The following is an 18,431-nucleotide window of genomic DNA, read 5'->3' as shown; positions in this document are numbered from 1 at the left end:
CTGGTGGAACAATTCGCCGCAGCAGCATTGAACGTCGCCGACTACGGCTACGTCCTGGAAAACGGCAAGATTTCCGTGCACGGCCCGGCCGACAAACTGCAGAACGACCCGGCGGTGCAAGCAGCATATCTCGGCGGTGGCGCACATCACTAGCCAAGTGAGCCGATACTTTTCTCTGGCATCCAATGCATCGGGTGCCGGAGAAATCTGATTAGCCGTGCGGATTTATGCGAAGAATCGGCCCGCTACCCAGCCCTTTGACAACCACGCATGTTGAGTACAACGGCCTTTTCCTTTGTGGCCGCACTATCTGGTTGCTCCTGCATCCTGCTCTACTGAATCGCCACCTGCAATTCGGCGCTATGCCTCTTCACCGCCGTCAGGACGATCTCGCTCAGTTCTGAGCCGCCCTCCTGCTCTACATACTCCAGCAAGGCACGCCGCATGCGCGGTTCCCAGAAACGCTTGATGTGCGTAGCCAGGTCTTTTTCCGCCTGCACGCGATCCGGCATGGTGGAAAAGAAAGTCCCGATCTGGTTGGCCATCTTGATGAGGTGCTGGACGTTCATGATGTAGTCTCGATTCTCTTATTGTTGCCGTCAGATCAGGCGATGGGCTCCGGCATAGACGACATGCCCTTGCCTGCGCACGAAGCCGATCAGCGTTACGTCGGTTTCTTTCGCCAGGCGGATCGCCAACGCGGTCGGCGCCGAAATCGCAGCGATGAAGCCGATGCCGACGGTTGCCGCCTTCTGCACCATTTCATAGCTGGCGCGACTGGTGATGATCACGGCGCCCGCCGAAAAATCCTGCTTTTGTTCAGCCAAGGCGCCGATCAGTTTGTCGAGCGCATTGTGGCGGCCGACGTCTTCACGCACCAGCTTGATCTTGCCGTCGCGGCCCAGCCATGCCGCCGCATGGGTGGCGCCGGTTTGCTGCTGCAGTTGCTGCTGCGCCTGCATTGCATCCAGCGCTGCATGCAGCGTGTCGGCGGAAAACTGCAGCGCGCCGGCCGGCACCGCCGCCGGATGGCGTACCGCCTGCTCCAGCGTTTCCGCCCCACACAAACCGCAGCCGGTGCGGCCGGTCAGGTTGCGGCGCTTTTCCTTCAGCGCGACAAAGCGCTCGGTGGCCACATTCATTTGCACCTGGATGCCTTCGACGCCCTGCACGACCTCGCAATCGTAGAGCTCGCCCGGGTCGGCCAGGATGCCTTCGGTCAATGAAAAACCCAGTGCAAAGTCTTCCAGGTCGGCGGGCGTCGCCATCATCACGGCGTGCGAAATGCCGTTGTATTCCAACGCGATCGGCACTTCTTCGGCAACTACGTCGGTGACGACTTCACGCCGGCCGTCGCGCCACTTCTCCACCTCGACCTGAGCCGCGGTAGAGAATTCAGCGGCGGCAGAGACGTCATCGGGCGACGGGATGGGACATGCATTCATTGACTGCTTCTTTCTTCATTTCGTTGTTTCGTCATTTCGTGACCAAAGGCTCCTGCGACGCCTTCTCGCCTTTCAGCAAACCCAGCTGTTCCTGATGGAACTGCTGGTAATGCTGCTGCCATTCGGACGGCTGCGACACCGGCATGACCTGCACCGCCGTCACCTTGTACTCGGGGCAATTGGTGGCCCAGTCCGAGTTGTCGGTGGTGATCACGTTGGCGCCCGACTCGGGAAAGTGGAACGTGGTGTAGACCACGCCCGGCTGCACCCGCTCGGTCACCGTGGCGCGCAACACCGTCTGCCCGGCGCGCGACTCAATACCGACCCAGTCGCCTTCGCGCACGCCGCGGTCTTCGGCGTCGTGCGGATGGATTTCCAGACGGTCTTCATCGTGCCATTGCGAATTCTCGGTGCGGCGCGTCTGCGCGCCGACGTTGTATTGCGACAGGATGCGGCCGGTGGTCAGGATCAGCGGATAACGCTGCGTCACCTTCTCGTCGGTGGCGAAGTATTGCGTGTTGAGGAACTTGCCCTTGCCGCGGATGAAACTGCCGATGTGCATGATCGGCGTGCCTTCCGGCGCCGCATCGTTGCACGGCCACTGGATGCTGCCGAGGCGCTCCAGCTTGTCGTAGCTGACGCCGTGGAAACTCGGAGTCAGGGCCGCGATTTCATCCATGATTTCCGATGGATGATTGTACGGCATCGGGTAGCCGAGCGCTTCGGCCAGCGCCACCGTGACTTCCCAATCGGACTTGCCGGACTTCGACGGCATCACCTTGCGCACGCGAGAAATGCGGCGCTCGGCGTTGGTGAAGGTGCCGTCTTTTTCGAGGAAGGACGAACCCGGCAGGAACACGTGCGCGTACTTGGCGGTCTCGTTGAGGAACAAGTCCTGGATCACGATGCACTCCATCTCTTGCAAGGCGGCGGCGACGTGCTGGGTGTTGGGGTCGGACTGGACGATGTCCTCACCCTCGCAATACAGGCCCTTGAAGCTGCCGTCGAGCGCAGCATCGAACATGTTGGGGATGCGCAAACCCGGCTCCGGATTGAGCGTCACGCCCCAGGCCTGCTCGAACTGCGAGCGCACGGTCGAGTCGGAGATGTGGCGATAGCCCGGCAGCTCATGCGGGAAGGAACCCATGTCGCAGGATCCCTGCACGTTGTTCTGGCCGCGCAGCGGATTGACGCCGACGCCTTCGCGGCCGACGTTACCGGTGGCCATCGCCAGGTTGGCGATGCCGATCACCATGGTCGAGCCTTGCGCATGTTCGGTCACGCCCAGGCCGTAATAGATCGCGCCGTTGCCGTTGGTGGCGAACAGGCGCGCGGCGCCGCGCAGTTCTTCGGCCGGCACGCCGCAGACGGCGGACATGGCTTCCGGCGAATTGTCCGGACGCAGCACGAACTCTTTCCATTGTTCGTAGGACTGCAGGTCACAGCGTTCTTTAATGTATTCCTCGCTTTGAAGGCCTTCGGCCAGGATCACGTGCGCCAGCGCGGTGATGACCGCGACGTTGGTGCCGGGGCGCAGCTTGAGGTGGTAATCGGCCTGAATGTGCGCCGACTTGACCATTTCCGTCGTGCGGGGATCAATGACGATCAGCTTCGCACCTTGGCGCAGGCGGCGCTTCATTTGCGAAGCGAACACCGGATGCGCCGACGCCGGGTTGGCGCCGATAATCATGATGACGTCGGACTTCATCACCGAGTCGAAGGTCTGGGTGCCGGCCGATTCGCCCAGCGTCTGCTTGAGACCGTAGCCGGTCGGCGAATGGCAGACGCGTGCGCAGGTGTCGACGTTATTGTTGCCGAAGGCGGCGCGCACCAGCTTTTGCACCAGGTAGGTTTCTTCATTGGTGCAACGCGAGGACGTGATGCCGCCGATGGAGTCCTTGCCGTGCTTGGCCTGGATGCGGCGGAATTCGCTCGCGGCATAGCTCAGCGCTTCTTCCCATGACACTTCGCGCCACGGGTCGGTGATCTTGCTGCGGATCATCGGCTTGGTGATGCGGTCCTTGTGGGTCGCATAACCCCAGGCAAAACGCCCCTTGACGCAGGAGTGGCCGTGGTTGGCCTTGCCGTCCTTGTACGGCACCATGCGCACCACTTCGTTGCCCTTCATCTCGGCCTTGAACGCGCACCCGACGCCGCAATAGGCGCAAGTGGTGACCTTGCTGTGCTCGGCCTGCCCCATCATGATCACGGTCTTTTCGGTCAGCGTCGCGGTCGGACAAGCCTGCACGCAGGCGCCGCAGGAGACGCATTCGGATTCCATGAAGCTGTCCATCTGCCCGGCCGTGACACGCGATTCGAAGCCGCGGCCGCTGATGGTCAGCGCGAAGGTGCCTTGCGTCTCTTCGCAAGCGCGCACGCAGCGGTTGCAGACGATGCACTTGGAAGGGTCATAGGTGAAATAAGGATTGGATTCATCCTTCTTCATCTCGAGGTGATTCTCGCCTTCGTAGCCGTAACGCACTTCGCGCAGGCCGACCGTGCCGGCCATGTCCTGCAGTTCGCAATTGCCGTTGGTCGGGCAGGTCAGGCAGTCGAGCGGATGGTCGGAAATGTACAGCTCCATCACGCCGCGCCGGATGTCGGCCAGCTTGGGGGTCTGCGTCTGCACCTTCATGCCCGGTTCGCAGGGCGTGGTGCACGAGGCCGGATAGCCCTTCATCTTGCGGCCGTCACGGCCTTCGATCTCGACCAGGCACAGGCGGCAGGAGCCGAATGGCTCCAGACTGTCGGTGGCGCACAATTTCGGCACATTGATGCCCGCCTCCACCGCCGCGCGCATGACCGAAGTGCCGGCCGGGACCGTGACGGCGACGCCATCGATTTCGAGGGTGACTTCGGTCTCTGAGACACGCGCCGGCGTGCCGTAATCTGTTTCGTTGAGCTGGTTCATGGCAACAACTCCTTGCGGAATGCGTAAGCGAATGGGAAATGGAACTCAGGCGGCTTTTTCAGCCGGCGAACCAAAGTCTTCAGGAAAATGATTCAAGGCCGACAGCACCGGATACGGCGTCAGGCCGCCCATGGCGCACAGCGAACCGTTGAGCATGGTGTCGCACAGGTCGCGCAGCAGATGTACTTGCTGAGGCCTGTTGTCATTAGCGATGATCTTGTCGATCACCTCGACGCCGCGTGTCGAGCCGATGCGGCATGGCGTGCATTTGCCGCAGGATTCGATGGCGCAGAACTCCATCGCATAGCGCGCCTGCTGCGCCATGTCGACGCCGTCGTCAAACACCACCATGCCGCCGTGGCCGACCATCGCGCCGAGGGCGGCGAAGGCTTCGTAATCCAGCGGCGTATCGAGCTGTTGCTGCGGCATGTAGGCGCCCAGCGGACCGCCCACCTGCACCGCGCGGATCGGCCGGCCGCTGCGCGTGCCGCCGCCGAAATCTTCCAGCAACTGGCGCAGAGTCAGGCCGAAGGCCTTCTCGACCAACCCGCCGTATCTGACGTTGCCGGCCAGCTGGAACGGCAAGGTGCCGTGCGAACGACCGACGCCATAATTCTTGTAAAACGCCGCGCCGCGCGCCAGCACGATAGGCACCGTCGCCAGCGAAATCACGTTGTTGATCACGGTCGGCTTGCCGAACAAACCTTCCAGCGCCGGCAGCGGCGGCTTGGCGCGCACCACGCCGCGCTTGCCTTCGAGGCTTTCGAGCAGCGCGGTTTCTTCGCCGCAGATGTAGGCGCCGGCGCCCATGCGTACTTCCAGACTGAACGCCTTGCCGGAGCCGAGCACGTTGTCGCCAAGATAGCCATGCTTGTTAGCCGTGGCGATCGCCTCGTTGAGCGCGGCGATGGCGTGCGGATATTCTGAACGCACGTAGATGTAGCCTTGCGTCGCGCCCACGGCCAGAGCGGCAATCGTCATGCCCTCGATCAGCACGAAGGGATCGTCTTCCATCACCATGCGATCCGAGAAGGTGCCGGAATCGCCTTCATCGGCGTTGCAGACGATGTACTTTTGGGAAGCCTTCGCACCGGCCACCGTCTTCCATTTGATGCCGGTCGGGAACGCCGCGCCACCACGTCCGCGCAGGCCGGAATCCAGTACTTCCTGGACGATTTCTTCGCTGCTCATGCCGACCGCGCGCTTCAGTCCGGCATAGCCCTCATGCGCCAGATAGTCGTCCAGCGACACCGGATCGGTGATGCCGACGCGCGCAAAGGTCAGGCGTTCCTGCTTTTTCAGGTAGGGTATTTCGTCGGTGAGGCCCTGCGCGAGGGGATGCTCAAATGCCTTCACGCCGTCTTCCAGGAAACCGGCGTCGAACAAACCCGCAACATCATCCGGATCGACCGGACCATAGGCGACGCGACCTTGCTCGGTCTCTACCTCAACCAGCGGCTCCAGCCAGAACATGCCGCGCGAACCGTTGCGCACAATGTTGACCTGAATGCCGCGCCTTTCGGCTTCGCTGAAAACCCCCGCCGCCACGTCGTTGGCGCCCAGCGCAATTGCCGCGGAGTCACGCGGCACATATACGTTGATGCTCATGTCGCACCTCGCTTGGCTTGCAGCAGCCGGTCAAGCTTGTCGGCGCCGACCCGCGCATGCAGCTCGCCGTCGACCACCACATTGGGCCCACAGGCGCACAGGCCCAGGCAATACACCGGTTCGAGCGTGAACTGGCCGTCGGCGGTGGTTTCATGGAAAGCGCAGCCGAGCGCTTTCTCGGCGTGCTTCGCCAGCGCTTCGGAGCCGACCGACTGGCAGGCTTCCGCGCGGCACACCTGCACCACATGCTTGCCGGCCGGTTGCTGGCGGAAATGGTGGTAGAAGGAAATCACGCCGTGCACTTCGGCACGCGATACGTTGAGCGCGTCGGCGATCATCGGCACCGCGTCTGCCGGCACGAAGCCGACCGCATCCTGAATGCCGTGCAAAATCGGCAGCATGGCGCCGGGCATGTGCCGGCGCGCGGAGATGACGTCTCTGACCGCACCGACGTCGAATGGCTGTTGTCTGTTCATGGTTTCGTCTCCTGCTGAACTGCTGTCCGGTCCGGGTATATGTTTTTATCTCGCCGGGCCGTGGAAAAACACGTCTAGTCGCGCCGCCTGATCCTTGCAGGAACCGGACGACGACGTTGTTGTTGCGATGCTGTTTTATGCGCTGCCGACAACAAGCCGGCGGCGGCGAATACGGCGATCCCTGCCGAAGCAAACGGCGCGGCAAAGCTCAGGAATGTGGGAAAGAAAATGATGCCGAACGCAACTGCAAGGACTGCAGCGGCGGCAATGAAGCATGCGATCGCAAACCCGGGCGCTGTGCTGAAAAGCGTTGCGGCACGCGATCCGATCGAAGAATGATCAAGCGATTTCATGTTCTCCCTGCCTATCATTGATGCATCGGGTTGGTACAGAACACTACGGTGGTGAAGCCGGCTGCCGCAAAGTATTGATCCTCGCGGCAGCCTTGTTGCTTGTTACTTGTTACTTTTCGACTACGTCACGCTCAATTACTTGAACAGCACCGCCGTCTTTTGCAGCGTCAGCGAAATACCCCAGATCAGCGGGATGCCGACTGCCAGCCATGCCGCGCCGATCAGTGCAGGATTGCCGCCACGGCCGACCAGCGCCATGTCTGCCGACGACATTGTCGCGGTATTGTCCGAGGACGACTTTTCGTGCGCCAGTTGCTTTTCGCGGGCCAGTTCTTCCGGCGTCATGAAGTGCTTGGCGGCGACCGGACGGACCAGCAGGTTGCAGATCAGGCCCAGCACCAGCATGCCTGCCAGGATGTACATCGTGGTGTTGTAGACCTGGTCGCGCGGCATGCCGAGCGACAGTTGATACTCACGCATGTAATTCACCACGACCGGGCCGAGGATGCCGGCGGTAGCCCATGCAGTCAGCAGGCGACCGTGGATCGCGCCGACCATCTGGGTGCCGAACAAGTCAGCCAGGTAAGCAGGCACCGTCGCAAAACCGCCGCCGTACATCGACAGGATGATGCAGACTGCACCGACGAACAGCGCAATGCTGCCTGCCTTGGCCGACCATGGCAGGCTCACGTACAGGATGAAGCCCAGCACGAAGAAGATCACGTACGTCATCTTGCGACCGAAGAAGTCGGAACACGACGCCCACACGAAACGACCGCCGATATTGAACAGGCTGATCAGGCCGGTGAAGCCGGCTGCAATCGCGGCGATCGCGGCTTTTTGCTCGATCGACAGATCGCTGAAGCCAACGTTGACGCCCAGCAGATGGCCGCCGAAGACTTCCTGCAGCATCGGCGACGAGATGCCGATCACGCCGATACCGGCCGACACGTTCAGGCACAGCACCAGCCACACCAGCCAGAACTGGGGAATGCCCCAGACCTTGCTCACGTGCACGTGGTTTTGCGTGATCATGGTGTTGTTGGCGGTGACCGGCGGCGTCCAGCCGGCCGGCTTCCAGCCGCTAGGCGGAACACGATAGCCCAGTGCGCCGGCCATCATGAAGATGAAATAGATCACGGCCATGGCGACGAAGGTTTCCCACACGCCGACCGAGGTCGGGGTGGCGAAGTGCTTCATCAGCTTGTCGGCCAGCGGGCTGCCGACCAGCGCGCCGCCGCCGAAACCCATGATCGCCATGCCGGTCGCCATGCCGCGACGGTCCGGGAACCATTTGATCAGGGTTGACACCGGCGAGATGTACCCCAGACCGAGGCCGACCCCACCGATCACACCTGAGCCGAGCCACATGAGCCAGATCTGGTGGGTGTAGACGCCGAAGGCGGAAATCAGCAAGCCGCCGCACCAGCACAGCGCAGAGACCACGCCGGCCTTGCGCGGACCTGCGCGCTCGAGCCAGCCGCCCCAGATCGCGGCGGAAATGCCGAGCAGGACGAAGAACATCGTATACATCCAGCCCAGCATGGAAATCTTCCAGTCGCAGGTGGTGGAGAATACTTGTGCGAAAAAGCCGGTATCCGGCGCACAGGCGATCGACTCTTTGACGCCGAGCGCCTTGGACAGGGGCAGCCAGAATACGGAGAAACCGTATGCCATGCCGATACACAGGTGAATTGCCAGAGCGGCAGGCGGTACCAGCCAGCGGTTGAACCCGGGCTTGGCGATGGTATGTTCCTTTTGCAGGAAATCGAAGGCCATTATTCCCTCCTCTTTGATGTTGTGGGGCGGCAATTATATGCAAGTCGAAAGAATTCGGCTATTTATGCAAATATATGCCTATAGTTTTTATGAACTACGCGTACTTTCGCGAAGGTATCATTGAAATTCCATCGACTCAATATGCTATTTTTTTCATATATATGTACAAAGTCAGCATCAAACCACACTGGGAAATTGGCCACGGCGACGACTCCCCGCTCGACACCACGGAACTGCTGGCGCTGTTGACGGCGGTCCAGCAAACCGGCTCCATCGCCAAGGCGGCGCAGCAGTTGCGTCACTCGTACCGGCACGCCTGGGGCCTGTTGCGGACGTCGGAACAATTATTCGGCCACAGCCTGATCGCGAGCGGACGCGGACGCGGCACCACGCTGACGCCCTTCGCCAGCAAACTGCTGTGGGCCGACCGCATGGTCAGCGCGCGCTTGTCGCCTACCTTGGACAGCCTGGCCTCGGAATTGGAAATCGAATTGGGCAAGACGGTCGAAGGCAAATCCAAGACGGTGCGCCTGAACGCCAGCCACGGCTTCGCGGTAGCCGCCCTGCTCAACCAGTTCAACCAGGCCAAGCTGCCGGTGGAAGTGCGCTATCGCCACAGCACCGACGCCGTGGCGGCGCTGTCGCGCCAGGAATGCGACCTGGCCGGCTTTCATGTGCCGCTGGGAGAATTCGAAAAACCGGCCATCGCCACCTACGCCAAATGGCTCAACAAACGCAGCGATTGTCTGATCCACCTGGCCGTGCGCAGCCAGGGCCTGTTCGTCGCCACCGGCAATCCCAAGAATATCGGCGGGCTGGCGGACCTGACACGCAGCGACTTGCGCTTCGTCAACCGCGAAGCGGGCTCGGGCACCCGCATGCTGCTCGAACTGATGCTGGCCGGACAAGGCATCTCTCACAAGAAGATCAACGGCTTCGAGAACACCGAGTTCACCCATTCGGCGGTGGCGGCCTTCATCGCCAGCGGCATGGCCGACGTCGGCTTCGGTGTGCAGACGGCATCGCATCGTTTCGGTCTGGACTTCATTCCGCTGGTGCGCGAGCGCTACTTCTTTGCGCTGCCGACGGCGTCACTGAACGATCCGCTGGTGCGGGCGGTGGTCGATATCGTGCAGTCGCCGACGTTCCGCGCGGTGGTCGACGACCTGGCCGGCTACGAGAGCGCCGACACCGGCAAGATACAGAGCGTGCCGGAAGCTTTTCCCTGAGCTGCGTGGACTTGCTCAGCGCGCCTGCATCGCATGCACGTTGAGATTTTTCTGCAGGAAGCGCACGCACTCCCTGACCTTGGCGGAATTCTTCAGCTGCAACGGATACACCGCACACAGGTCGGCTTCCTGGAAGTAAGCCGGCAACACCCGCACCAGGCTGCCATCCTTGAGGCTGGCGGCGACATCCCAGATCGAACGCAGGATCACGCCGTGGCCGTCGACCGCCCATTGGTGGATGATCTCGCCGTGGTTCGAGGCCAGCCCGCCGGCGACCTTGACCGTTTCCGCGCCCTTGGGCCCCATCATGCGCCAGATGCCGAACGACTGATTGCGCTCACGGATCACCAGGCATTGATGCCGGGTCAGGTCCGACAGCGTCTGCGGCGCGCCATGACGACTGAGGTAATCGGGACTGGCGCACAGTACGCGCTGGCTGGCGATGATGCGCTTGGCGAACAGGTGCGGCTCATGCACCGGGCCGACCCGGATGTCGAGATCGAAGCCTTCGTTGATCATGTCGACCTGGCGATCAAACAATTCCAGCTGGATGCGCAACGCCGGGTGCAGGCGCGCAAATTCCGACAGCAGCGGCGACACGTATTTGCGGCCCAGCCCGAAGCTGGTGCTGATCTTCAGCAGCCCGCGCGGCACCTGCTTGGCGCTGCTCACGGTTTCCAGCATCTGGTCGACGTCGTCGAGGATGCGGCGCGCCCATTCATGCACGTTGCTGCCTTCTTCGGTCATCACCACGCTGCGTGTGGTGCGATGGAACAGCCGGACGCCCAGCGCCGTCTCCAACAGCGCGATGCGCTTGCTGATGTAGGCCGGCGATGCCCCCATCTCCTTGGCCGATTCGGCAAAACTGCTCTTGCGCGCAACTACGCAGAACAAACGCAAGTCTTCCAGCAGTGGCGGTGCAACGCTTTGATTGTTCACGATTCGTGTTTTATGAAGTAACCGATTCGTGAATTATAGCGAGGCCTGAGGCCGTTATGATTTCCGTCTGGTTTTTAAAGGAGAAAGCAGCATGACCAAACATAAAGTAGCCGTCATCGCCGGCGACGGCATCGGCCAGGAAGTGATCCCCGAAGGTTTGCGCGCGGTCGACGCCGCAGCAAAGAAATTCGGCATCGAGATCGAGTACACCCATTTCGACTGGGCCCACTGCGGCTATTACGCCGAGCACGGCAAGATGATGCCGGACGACTGGTTCGATCAGTTGAAGGGATTCGAGGCGATCTTCTTCGGCGCGGTCGGCTGGCCCGCCACGGTGCCGGATCACGTATCCCTGTGGGGCTCGCTGCTGAAATTCCGCCGCGACTTCGACCTGTACGTCAACCTGCGCCCCGTGCGCCTGATGCCCGGCGTGCCCTGTCCGCTGGCCGGCCGCAAACCCGGCGACATCGATTTCTACGTGGTGCGCGAAAACACGGAAGGCGAATATTCGTCCATCGGCGGCCGTATGTATGAAGGCACCGATCGCGAAATCGTGATCCAGGAATCGGTGTTCACGCGCCATGGCGTCGACCGCATCCTCAAGTTCGCCTACGACCTGGCGCAGAGCCGTCCGAAGAAACACCTGACCTCGGCCACCAAGTCCAACGGCATCGCCATCACCATGCCGTACTGGGACGAGCGCGTCGAAGCGATGGGCAAGAACTACGGCGACGTCAAGACAGACAAGTACCACATCGACATCCTGACCGCGCATTTCGTCCTGAATCCGCAGCGGTTCGACGTGGTGGTTGCGCCCAATCTGTTCGGCGACATCCTGTCCGACCTCGGCCCCGCCTGCGCCGGCACCATCGGCATCGCGCCTTCGGCCAACCTCAATCCGGACCGCAAGCTGCCGTCGCTGTTCGAACCGGTGCACGGTTCGGCGCCCGACATCGCCGGCAAGAACATCGCCAACCCGGTCGCCACGATCTGGTCCGGCGCGATGATGCTGGACTTCCTCGGCAACGGCAATCCGAAGTACAAGCAAGCCCACGACGCCATCCTGGCGGCGATCGAAAAAGTGCTGGTGGAAGGTCCGAAGACCCCGGACCTGGGCGGCAGCGGCGACACCACTTCGGTGGGCAAGGCGATTGCTGCGGCGATCTGACGCAGTAATCCAGCAGAACGTCCGGATGCGGATCGCGCTCGACAGAAGCGCGACCGCGTCAACCAAACGGATGCCATCCCAGACAGGAGGAGACACCATGCAACACTGGAAAGCCATCGTCGCAACTGCGGCCATCACCTTGTTCAGCGCCACGACACAAGCGCAGGCACAAACCGCGCAGCAACCGATCGTCATCAAATTCAGCCACGTCGTCGCGGCCAACACGTCCAAGGGCAAGACCGCGGACTATTTCAAGAAGATCGTCGAGGAGCGCACCGGCGGCCGCGTCAAGGTCGAGGTCTATCCCAACAGCCAGCTCTACAAGGACAAGGAAGAACTGGAAGCGCTGCAGATGGGCTCAGTGCAGATGCTGGCGCCGACCTTTGGCAAATTCGGCCCGATGGGCGTGCGCGAGTTCGAAGTGTTCGACCTGCCCTACCTGTTCGACAACATGGCCCAGGCACAAAAGGTGACGCAGGGGCCGATCGGCCACGCCCTGCTGAAGAAGCTCGACGCCAAGGGCCTGACCGGGCTGGCGATGTGGGACAGCGGCTTCCTCGACTGGACCTCCAACAAGCCGATCCAGAAACCGTCCGACATCAAGGGCATGAAGATCCGTATTCAATCTTCAAAAGTGATCGACGCGCGCACCCGCGTGGTCGGCGCGCTGCCGCAGGTGATGCCGTGGTCGGAGATTTATCAGGGCTTGCAGACGGGCGTGGTGGACGGCCAGGAGAACCCGCCCTCCATCGTCAGCACCGCCAAGCTGTTTGAAGTGCAAAAGTTCATGACGATCTCGGAGCACGGCTATCACGGCTATGTGTTCATCGCCAACAAGCGCTTCTGGGATTCGCTGCCGGCCGACCTCAAGCCGGTCATGGACAAGGCGGTCAAGGACGCCACCGAGTATTTCAACAGCAACGCCAAGAAGGAAAACGACGATGCCTTGGAAGACATCCGCAAAACCGGCAAGATGAAAATCCTGACCATGACGCCGGAAGAAAAGAACGAATGGAAAGCCATCCAGTACAAGGTCCATCGCGAGATGGAAGACCGTATCGGCAAGGACCTGATCCAATCGATCTACAAGGAAATCGGGCGCGGACCGGACGGCAAATAAAGCAGAAAATGTGCTGCATGCAAGCACCGCGAAGCCGGCGTTTCCTGCGAGGAACGCCGGCTTTTTTGCTTCTCCGGCAATTTCGGAATTACAGCGGCCTCATGCCGTGTTAGGATTTGCGCCGTAAAATGACCGGACGTCCCCCAGCAAAAACATGAAGATTCGACTCACGCAATTCACCGCCGCATGGACCGCTTATGCCCTGCTGTGGTCGGTGACGCTGTTGATCATGCTGGAAGACGACGTGGCCATGCTGGCGTTCATGCTGTCATGATGCGCATGACCCCCCTACTCTCACCGAACGGGACAAGATGAAATTTGCAGTGCTGGCATTGTTGCTGGTGTCGAACCAGGTGTTTGCCGCGCAATGGTCGTTGCTCGGCGACAACGACCTTGGCACCTTCTTTGTCGACAAGTCCAGCATCGAGCGCGGACGCAGCATTCTGCAGGCCAACGTCCTGCTCAACTGGGCCAAGCCGCAAGTGCTGCAGGGTCACGGCAAGTATTACGCGTCGGAAGTATCCATCGCCTACATCGATTGCGACGACAAACGCATCGGCTTCGGCAGCCGCACCATGTACGCCAAGGCAGATGCCCAGGGCGGCGCGCTGTTTTCCCCTTACCTCTCCTACGGCGACACCCGCCTGCAGGACGCAGTACCCGGCTCGACCGGTGCGCAGATGATCAAGATCATCTGCGGCCTCAAGTAATCCGCACTAATAGTCTGCGTTAAACCTTCATCGGCAGGATCACCATTTGCAGGCCGTCAAAATGCAACCGGCGCTGGATCGCCAGCGCAGCCTGGTTGTGCAGCAGGCGGATGAACCAGTTGTCTTGTTCAAAGATCAGCTTGCTGGTGAAGAAAATCGCATTCGGATATTCCCTGCTGATGTCGAAGCACAGCTTGGTCACCTCCTGCACGGCGTCCGTGCCGAAGCCCAGGTAGGACGACGATGCCATGCCGTGGCTGCGGCAAAAATCCACGAAGAACTGCAGCGTCGCATTCGCTTCGGCACGCATCTGCTCGACCGCGCCCTCGCCGCCATAGGCATGCGAATCGACCGTGCGCGCATTGACGAAGATGAAATTCTTGAAATGGCCGGGGAACATGCGTTGCACCCACAGCAAGGCATGCAGACCGCCGCCGCGCGATGTGCCGACGATGAACACCGCGGTCTGGTTGACCGGGTCCGGCACGATGGTCTCCATGTTGGGACCGAACGGCTGGCTGGAGAAAATCTGGTCGACCGAGCGGATCGCTTCCTTGGTCTCACGGTAGTGATTGCGGATATAGATGCACAGCGCCGCAATGCCGGCAATGATCACGGCCGTGGCCCAGCCACCGGCGAACATCTTTTCGTACAGCAGCACCGACAGGATCGAAGCGCAGATCACGAAGCCGATCAGCGACAACAGGAAGCGCCGCTTCCAGTGCGCCAGGTGGCGACGCTGGCGCCACCAGTAGCGGCACAGGCCGAACAGCGAAATGGCGAAGGTCAGGAACACGGAGATCGAATACAGCACGATCAGCAGTGTCACACTGCCCTGGGTCCAGAACAGGATCGCCAGCGCGGCGATACCCATCACCAGGATGCCGTTCTGCGTGACCAGCCGCGTCGACAGGTAGCGGAATTTATGCGGCACCCATGAATCGGCCGCCATGTTGGACAACACCGCCGGTCCACCCAGGAAACCGGTATTGGCGGCCACGAACAACAAGCCCGCCTCGAACGCCAGCACCACCGCCAGCAGGAGGTCGTTGAGCCACTGGTTGCCGGTGCCCATGCTGTCGATGATCAGGCGGAAGGTAGTGGCGTTGAGGGTTTCGCCGTCGACGTGGCGCGCGTCCCACAACAGATACAGCAGAAAGATGCCGCCGGCCGTGAATGCCAGCGACAGCGCCATGTACAACATGGTCATCTTGCCGGTGCGCACGCGCGGCTCAGCCAGCATGTTGACATTGTTGGAGACGGCTTCCAGTCCGGTGTAGGTGCCGCCGCCCTGGGAATACGCCAGCAGCAGCATGCTCGCCACACCCGCCCAGCCGATTTGCCGGGTCAGGCTGCCGGTGTCGGCCAGCGTGGTCGGCACCAGGGACGGCAGGTATTCCGCATGCACGAAAATGCCGTAGACGATCAGCACCAGATGGGTGGCGACGAAACCGAGGAATACCGGCAGCAGGAAACGGATGGCTTCCTTGAGGCCGCGCAGGTTGAGAACGATCAGCATGCCGACGAAGAAGGCCTCGGCCCAGAGCTTGTAATCCTGGAAGCCCAGCGGCAGCAGCGACGCCAGCGCATCCACCCCGGAGGCGACCGAAATGGCGATGGTCAGCACGTAATCAAGGATCAGCGCCACGCCCGAGACCAGGCCGAGGTAAGGACCGACCAGCTTGGTGGCGACGCGGTAACCGCCGCCGCCGGTGGGGAACAATTCAATGACCTGGTTATAGGCCAGCGCAATGATGAACACCGTCAGCGCGGTCGCCAGCGCCAGGTACAGGCCCAGATGGGTATGCTCGCCGAGCGCCCGGAAGCTTTCTTCCGGACCGTACGCGGAGGAAGACAAGCCGTCCGCGCCCAACCCCACCCACGCCAGAAAAGCCACCAGGGCCAGCGAATGGCGCGTCTCGCTCTTGAGCGGGTCCAGCGCCTTGCCCAACAAAATTTCTCGAATCTTCAACATGCAATGTGTGCCAGATACTGATCAGCATTTTTTCGTTCAAGCGGCGATGATACCCGTTTGTACTGCGGTGCGGCATCAGAAGTCATGTGAGAACCCGCTTCATAAAGAAACATGAGATGCGTTCTTCCCAGAAAGGGCGCTGGCAAGGCGTGGGACGCGTCGCGTAGCGGTGGCTACGCGCAAGGAGCACAACGCGGCCAGCGCCCTTTCTGGGAAAAACCCGTAGGGAGCGGCCTGTTTGGGCGAATTGCTGCGTTACGAATCGGGGTCAAGACGCCCAGTCTTGACCCCGATTCGCGCCTTGCACTTCATCCCAAACAGCACTCGCTCGCACTCATGCTTCTTTATGAAGCGGGTTCTAAGAACGTCAATGAAGGTATTGCCCGGTCGTCCAAAATGGGTCATAATCGCGGTCTTGCGTTGCCGGGATGGCGGAATAGGTAGACGCACGGGACTCAAAATCCCGCGGTGGTGACACCGTGCCGGTTCGATTCCGGCTCCCGGCACCAGTAGTGCGGCAGCATGTGGTTGGCAATACGAAAACAAGCGACGGTGCGCTAGAACAAAGCGCCGGCGAACAAAACAGGTAGGAACGATCATTCGTCCCTGCCTTTTTTTTGGCCTGAATATTCGTCTAAAAATCGAATTACTCGCAAGGCTTTTATCGTAATATTTGCTTTACTTTTTTTAACGTTCAACAAGCCTGCTCTCGTTATCACATTAACAAAAAATGCGAGGGGATCGCAGCGATTATCAACTCTGTCCTGGCCTGGCCACGATATTGAAATAAAGATAACGTCAGCGAAGAGAGCATGGTCAATCGATAGCATCGAATAGAAATATGCGTTTTGGGGATGTCAGTTTTTCTGTCGCATCGCATACGGCTTGGGCGCCCGGTCTGGACACCGCCGCCGCCTGGCTGGAGTGGGCTCACGGCCGTGCGCAGACAAATACGGCGGCTGCCGACCCCAAAGTCGCAAAAATGCCTCCGATGCTGCGCCGTCGCGCCAGCGTCACCGGCAAGATGGCGCTCGAAACGGCTTATGCCTGCCTGCCCGAACACGCCACAGCAGATCTCCCGGTAATTTTCGCCTCGCGTCACGGTGAATGCGCCCGCTCGGTCGAGTTGCTGCAAGAATTGGCGCAGCATGCGCCGCTGTCGCCGACCGCATTCAGCCTTTCAGTACACAACGCCAATGGCGGGCTGTGGTCGATTGCACGCGGTGATCGCGGCAATAACATCGCTATCGCAGCAGGAGCAAGTACCGTCGAACACGCGCTCATCGAAGCCTGCGGCCTGCTTGCCGACGGCGCGCAACAGGTCTTGCTGGTCATGGCCGACAGTCCGCCACCGGAAATCTTCTCCGCCTACAGCGATTGCGCCGAACAGGGATTTGCCTGGGCATGGTTGCTGCAGGCCGATGACAAGGCGCAAGCCCATGCCGGCGAACGACTTTCGCTGTCGTGGACTGCCGCCGACGCCAACGCCCCAAGCGCACCGCAGTCCGACGACGCCTTGCCGGGCGGACTCGATATCCTGCGCTTCTTCCTGCGGCGCGATGCCGAACTGACGCGCGCCGCCGACGGCCGCCGCTGGTGCTGGAGTCGTCATGCTTGACCGGTCGGGCAAGCCGACGACCGTCGGGGCGATACAGCTATCGCTCAAACGGCTGAACAGTTTGCTCAACAAATACTGGCGCGTAGGTGGTACGGCGATCAGCTTCACCGCCTTCGGCGTCGGCGGCCTCGTTCTGCGCATTGTGATCTTCCCGCTGCTCAACCTGATCGTGCGCGATGAGCCAACCCGCACTGCCTGGGCGCGCAGCATCATCCGCCTGGCCTTCCGGGCCTTCGTCGAACTGATGAGCGGACTGGGCGTGCTCAGCTACCGTATTTCAGGCCAGGAACGCCTGCAGCGCAAGGGCTTGCTGATCCTGGCCAACCATCCCAGCCTGATCGACACCGTCCTGCTGATGGCCTTCGTCAAGCAGGCCGATTGCATCGTCAAGAGCGCCCTGTGGCGCAACCCCTTTACCCGCGGCCCGGTGCGCGCAGCCGGTTACATCAGCAATGCCCACGGACCGGAACTGGTGGCCGATTGCATCAGCTCGATGCGCAACGGCGGTAACCTGATCATTTTCCCCGAAGGAACACGCACCCCTGCCGACGGCAACATGAGTTTCAAACGCGGCGCCGCCAACGTCGCCGTGCGCGGCGCTTGTGCGATTACGCCGGTCATCATCCGTTGTACGCCGGCGACGCTGGGCAAAGGTAACAAATGGTGGAAAGTGCCGGCAACCATGGCACACTTCGAGATCGAGATTCAGAAGGATATCGATATCCGCGATATCCCCGGGATGACCGGCGACGCCGGCAACCCTTCCCTCGCCGCGCGCCAGCTTACGTACTACCTGCAAAACTATTTCATGAAAGAAAGCTAGGCGATGCCAAGTCTTGACCTTGACCAAGAAATCAAAGAACTCATCATCGACGTTCTGCAACTGGAAGACATCGGTCCCGCCGACATCGACGCCGCCGCTCCCTTGTTCGGAGACGGCCTCGGGCTGGATTCGATCGATGCGCTGGAACTCGGCGTGGCGTTGCAAAAGCGCTACGGCGTCGCCCTCTCCGCGAACTCGGAAGAAACCCGCAAGCACTTCGCGTCGGTGCAATCGCTTGCCGCCCTCATTGCCAGCCATCGCCAACAATAAACGAATC

The 18,431-nt window shown here is 61.0% G+C and carries 16 protein-coding genes, 1 tRNA gene and 1 pseudogene; 9 read left to right on the top strand and 9 right to left on the bottom strand.

Annotated features, from left to right (window positions below; genetic code table 11):
• A pseudogene (locus tag ACIROY_RS17410) lies at positions 1-153 on the top strand (ABC transporter ATP-binding protein); the annotation flags it as partial.
• Between the two features lie 179 nt (positions 154-332).
• Here ACIROY_RS17410 and ACIROY_RS17405 read toward each other — a convergent pair.
• From ACIROY_RS17405 to ACIROY_RS17375, 7 genes are all read right to left on the bottom strand, one after another.
• Positions 333-569, bottom strand: coding sequence for a formate dehydrogenase subunit delta (locus tag ACIROY_RS17405; RefSeq protein WP_402276978.1), 237 nt, complete (start codon positions 567-569; stop codon positions 333-335).
• Between the two features lie 30 nt (positions 570-599).
• A complete protein-coding gene (fdhD, locus tag ACIROY_RS17400) occupies positions 600-1,445 on the bottom strand; it encodes a formate dehydrogenase accessory sulfurtransferase FdhD (RefSeq protein ID WP_402342707.1) in 846 nt (281 codons plus the stop codon).
• 31 nt (positions 1,446-1,476) lie between these two features.
• Positions 1,477-4,356: a formate dehydrogenase subunit alpha gene (gene fdhF, locus ACIROY_RS17395; RefSeq protein WP_402276974.1), complete on the bottom strand. Its 2,880-nt coding sequence runs from the start codon at positions 4,354-4,356 to the stop codon at positions 1,477-1,479.
• A gap of 45 nt (positions 4,357-4,401) precedes the next feature.
• On the bottom strand, positions 4,402-5,964 hold the full coding sequence (locus tag ACIROY_RS17390) for a formate dehydrogenase beta subunit (protein ID WP_402342704.1): 1,563 nt from the start codon (positions 5,962-5,964) through the stop codon (positions 4,402-4,404).
• The gene (locus ACIROY_RS17385; RefSeq protein ID WP_402342701.1) at positions 5,961-6,440 is read right to left on the bottom strand and encodes a formate dehydrogenase subunit gamma; all 480 of its coding nucleotides are present in this window, start codon (positions 6,438-6,440) and stop codon (positions 5,961-5,963) included. The genes ACIROY_RS17390 and ACIROY_RS17385 overlap by 4 nt, the downstream gene beginning before the upstream one ends.
• A 74-nt stretch (positions 6,441-6,514) precedes the next feature.
• Positions 6,515-6,793, bottom strand: coding sequence for a hypothetical protein (locus tag ACIROY_RS17380; protein WP_402342698.1), 279 nt, complete (start codon positions 6,791-6,793; stop codon positions 6,515-6,517).
• 135 nt (positions 6,794-6,928) lie between these two features.
• Positions 6,929-8,572, bottom strand: a complete 1,644-nt coding sequence (locus ACIROY_RS17375) for an OFA family MFS transporter (protein ID WP_402342696.1) — start codon at positions 8,570-8,572, stop codon at positions 6,929-6,931.
• 161 nt (positions 8,573-8,733) lie between these two features.
• On the opposite strand from ACIROY_RS17375, the gene ACIROY_RS17370 reads away from it, so the two are divergent.
• Positions 8,734-9,801 (top strand): substrate-binding domain-containing protein, encoded by a 1,068-nt coding sequence (locus tag ACIROY_RS17370; RefSeq protein ID WP_402276962.1) that lies wholly within the window; start codon positions 8,734-8,736, stop codon positions 9,799-9,801.
• A 15-nt stretch (positions 9,802-9,816) separates the two neighbouring features.
• Here ACIROY_RS17370 and ACIROY_RS17365 read toward each other — a convergent pair whose 3' ends face one another.
• Entirely contained in the window at positions 9,817-10,740 is a 924-nt protein-coding gene (locus tag ACIROY_RS17365; protein ID WP_402276959.1) for a LysR family transcriptional regulator, read from the bottom strand.
• 91 nt (positions 10,741-10,831) lie between these two features.
• On the opposite strand from ACIROY_RS17365, the gene ACIROY_RS17360 reads away from it, so the two are divergent.
• The 3 genes from ACIROY_RS17360 to ACIROY_RS17350 all read left to right on the top strand — a co-directional run bounded on the left by ACIROY_RS17360 (position 10,832) and on the right by ACIROY_RS17350 (position 13,738).
• A complete protein-coding gene (locus ACIROY_RS17360) occupies positions 10,832-11,908 on the top strand; it encodes a tartrate dehydrogenase (RefSeq protein WP_402276957.1) in 1,077 nt (358 codons plus the stop codon).
• A gap of 97 nt (positions 11,909-12,005) precedes the next feature.
• Complete coding sequence (locus ACIROY_RS17355; protein ID WP_402342693.1) at positions 12,006-13,028, top strand: DctP family TRAP transporter solute-binding subunit; 1,023 nt, start codon at positions 12,006-12,008, stop codon at positions 13,026-13,028.
• A 311-nt stretch (positions 13,029-13,339) separates the two neighbouring features.
• Positions 13,340-13,738, top strand: coding sequence for a surface-adhesin E family protein (locus ACIROY_RS17350; RefSeq protein ID WP_402276951.1), 399 nt, complete (start codon positions 13,340-13,342; stop codon positions 13,736-13,738).
• Between the two features lie 19 nt (positions 13,739-13,757).
• Here ACIROY_RS17350 and ACIROY_RS17345 read toward each other — a convergent pair whose 3' ends face one another.
• Positions 13,758-15,713 carry an APC family permease gene (locus ACIROY_RS17345; protein ID WP_402276949.1) on the bottom strand — a complete coding sequence of 652 codons (1,956 nt, stop codon included), beginning with the start codon at positions 15,711-15,713 and terminating at the stop codon, positions 13,758-13,760.
• A 422-nt stretch (positions 15,714-16,135) separates the two neighbouring features.
• Between ACIROY_RS17345 and ACIROY_RS17340 the strand changes: the two genes are divergently transcribed.
• The 4 genes from ACIROY_RS17340 (at position 16,136) to ACIROY_RS17325 (ending at position 18,424) form a co-directional block, all read left to right on the top strand.
• Positions 16,136-16,222 (top strand) — tRNA-Leu (locus tag ACIROY_RS17340).
• A 332-nt stretch (positions 16,223-16,554) separates the two neighbouring features.
• Complete coding sequence (locus ACIROY_RS17335; protein ID WP_402342690.1) at positions 16,555-17,331, top strand: beta-ketoacyl synthase chain length factor; 777 nt, start codon at positions 16,555-16,557, stop codon at positions 17,329-17,331.
• On the top strand, positions 17,324-18,154 hold the full coding sequence (locus ACIROY_RS17330) for a lysophospholipid acyltransferase family protein (RefSeq protein ID WP_402276945.1): 831 nt from the start codon (positions 17,324-17,326) through the stop codon (positions 18,152-18,154). The genes ACIROY_RS17335 and ACIROY_RS17330 overlap by 8 nt, the downstream gene beginning before the upstream one ends.
• 3 nt (positions 18,155-18,157) lie before the next feature.
• Positions 18,158-18,424, top strand: coding sequence for a phosphopantetheine-binding protein (locus tag ACIROY_RS17325; RefSeq protein WP_402276943.1), 267 nt, complete (start codon positions 18,158-18,160; stop codon positions 18,422-18,424).
• Positions 18,425-18,431: the final 7 nt, after the last annotated feature.

Source organism: Herbaspirillum sp. NPDC101396, from assembly GCF_044767365.1.
Taxonomy (GTDB): Bacteria; Pseudomonadota; Gammaproteobacteria; order Burkholderiales; family Burkholderiaceae_D; genus Herbaspirillum.
Note: the sequence above shows the minus strand (reverse complement) of the source record. Positions and strands in the feature narration are given on the sequence as shown.

Excerpts from the sequence above, each read along its gene's own strand:
- ACIROY_RS17405 (WP_402276978.1), bottom strand. The coding sequence starts at position 569 with ATGAACGTCCAGCACCTCATCAAGATGGCCAACCAGATCGGGACTTTC.
- fdhD (WP_402342707.1), bottom strand. The coding sequence starts at position 1,445 with ATGAATGCATGTCCCATCCCGTCGCCCGATGACGTCTCTGCCGCCGCT.
- fdhF (WP_402276974.1), bottom strand. The coding sequence starts at position 4,356 with ATGAACCAGCTCAACGAAACAGATTACGGCACGCCGGCGCGTGTCTCA.
- ACIROY_RS17390 (WP_402342704.1), bottom strand. The coding sequence starts at position 5,964 with ATGAGCATCAACGTATATGTGCCGCGTGACTCCGCGGCAATTGCGCTG.
- ACIROY_RS17385 (WP_402342701.1), bottom strand. The coding sequence starts at position 6,440 with ATGAACAGACAACAGCCATTCGACGTCGGTGCGGTCAGAGACGTCATC.
- ACIROY_RS17380 (WP_402342698.1), bottom strand. The coding sequence starts at position 6,793 with ATGAAATCGCTTGATCATTCTTCGATCGGATCGCGTGCCGCAACGCTT.
- ACIROY_RS17375 (WP_402342696.1), bottom strand. The coding sequence starts at position 8,572 with ATGGCCTTCGATTTCCTGCAAAAGGAACATACCATCGCCAAGCCCGGG.
- ACIROY_RS17370 (WP_402276962.1), top strand. The coding sequence starts at position 8,734 with ATGTACAAAGTCAGCATCAAACCACACTGGGAAATTGGCCACGGCGAC.
- ACIROY_RS17360 (WP_402276957.1), top strand. The coding sequence starts at position 10,832 with ATGACCAAACATAAAGTAGCCGTCATCGCCGGCGACGGCATCGGCCAG.
- ACIROY_RS17355 (WP_402342693.1), top strand. The coding sequence starts at position 12,006 with ATGCAACACTGGAAAGCCATCGTCGCAACTGCGGCCATCACCTTGTTC.
- ACIROY_RS17350 (WP_402276951.1), top strand. The coding sequence starts at position 13,340 with ATGAAATTTGCAGTGCTGGCATTGTTGCTGGTGTCGAACCAGGTGTTT.
- ACIROY_RS17345 (WP_402276949.1), bottom strand. The coding sequence starts at position 15,713 with ATGTTGAAGATTCGAGAAATTTTGTTGGGCAAGGCGCTGGACCCGCTC.
- ACIROY_RS17335 (WP_402342690.1), top strand. The coding sequence starts at position 16,555 with ATGCGTTTTGGGGATGTCAGTTTTTCTGTCGCATCGCATACGGCTTGG.
- ACIROY_RS17330 (WP_402276945.1), top strand. The coding sequence starts at position 17,324 with ATGCTTGACCGGTCGGGCAAGCCGACGACCGTCGGGGCGATACAGCTA.
- ACIROY_RS17325 (WP_402276943.1), top strand. The coding sequence starts at position 18,158 with ATGCCAAGTCTTGACCTTGACCAAGAAATCAAAGAACTCATCATCGAC.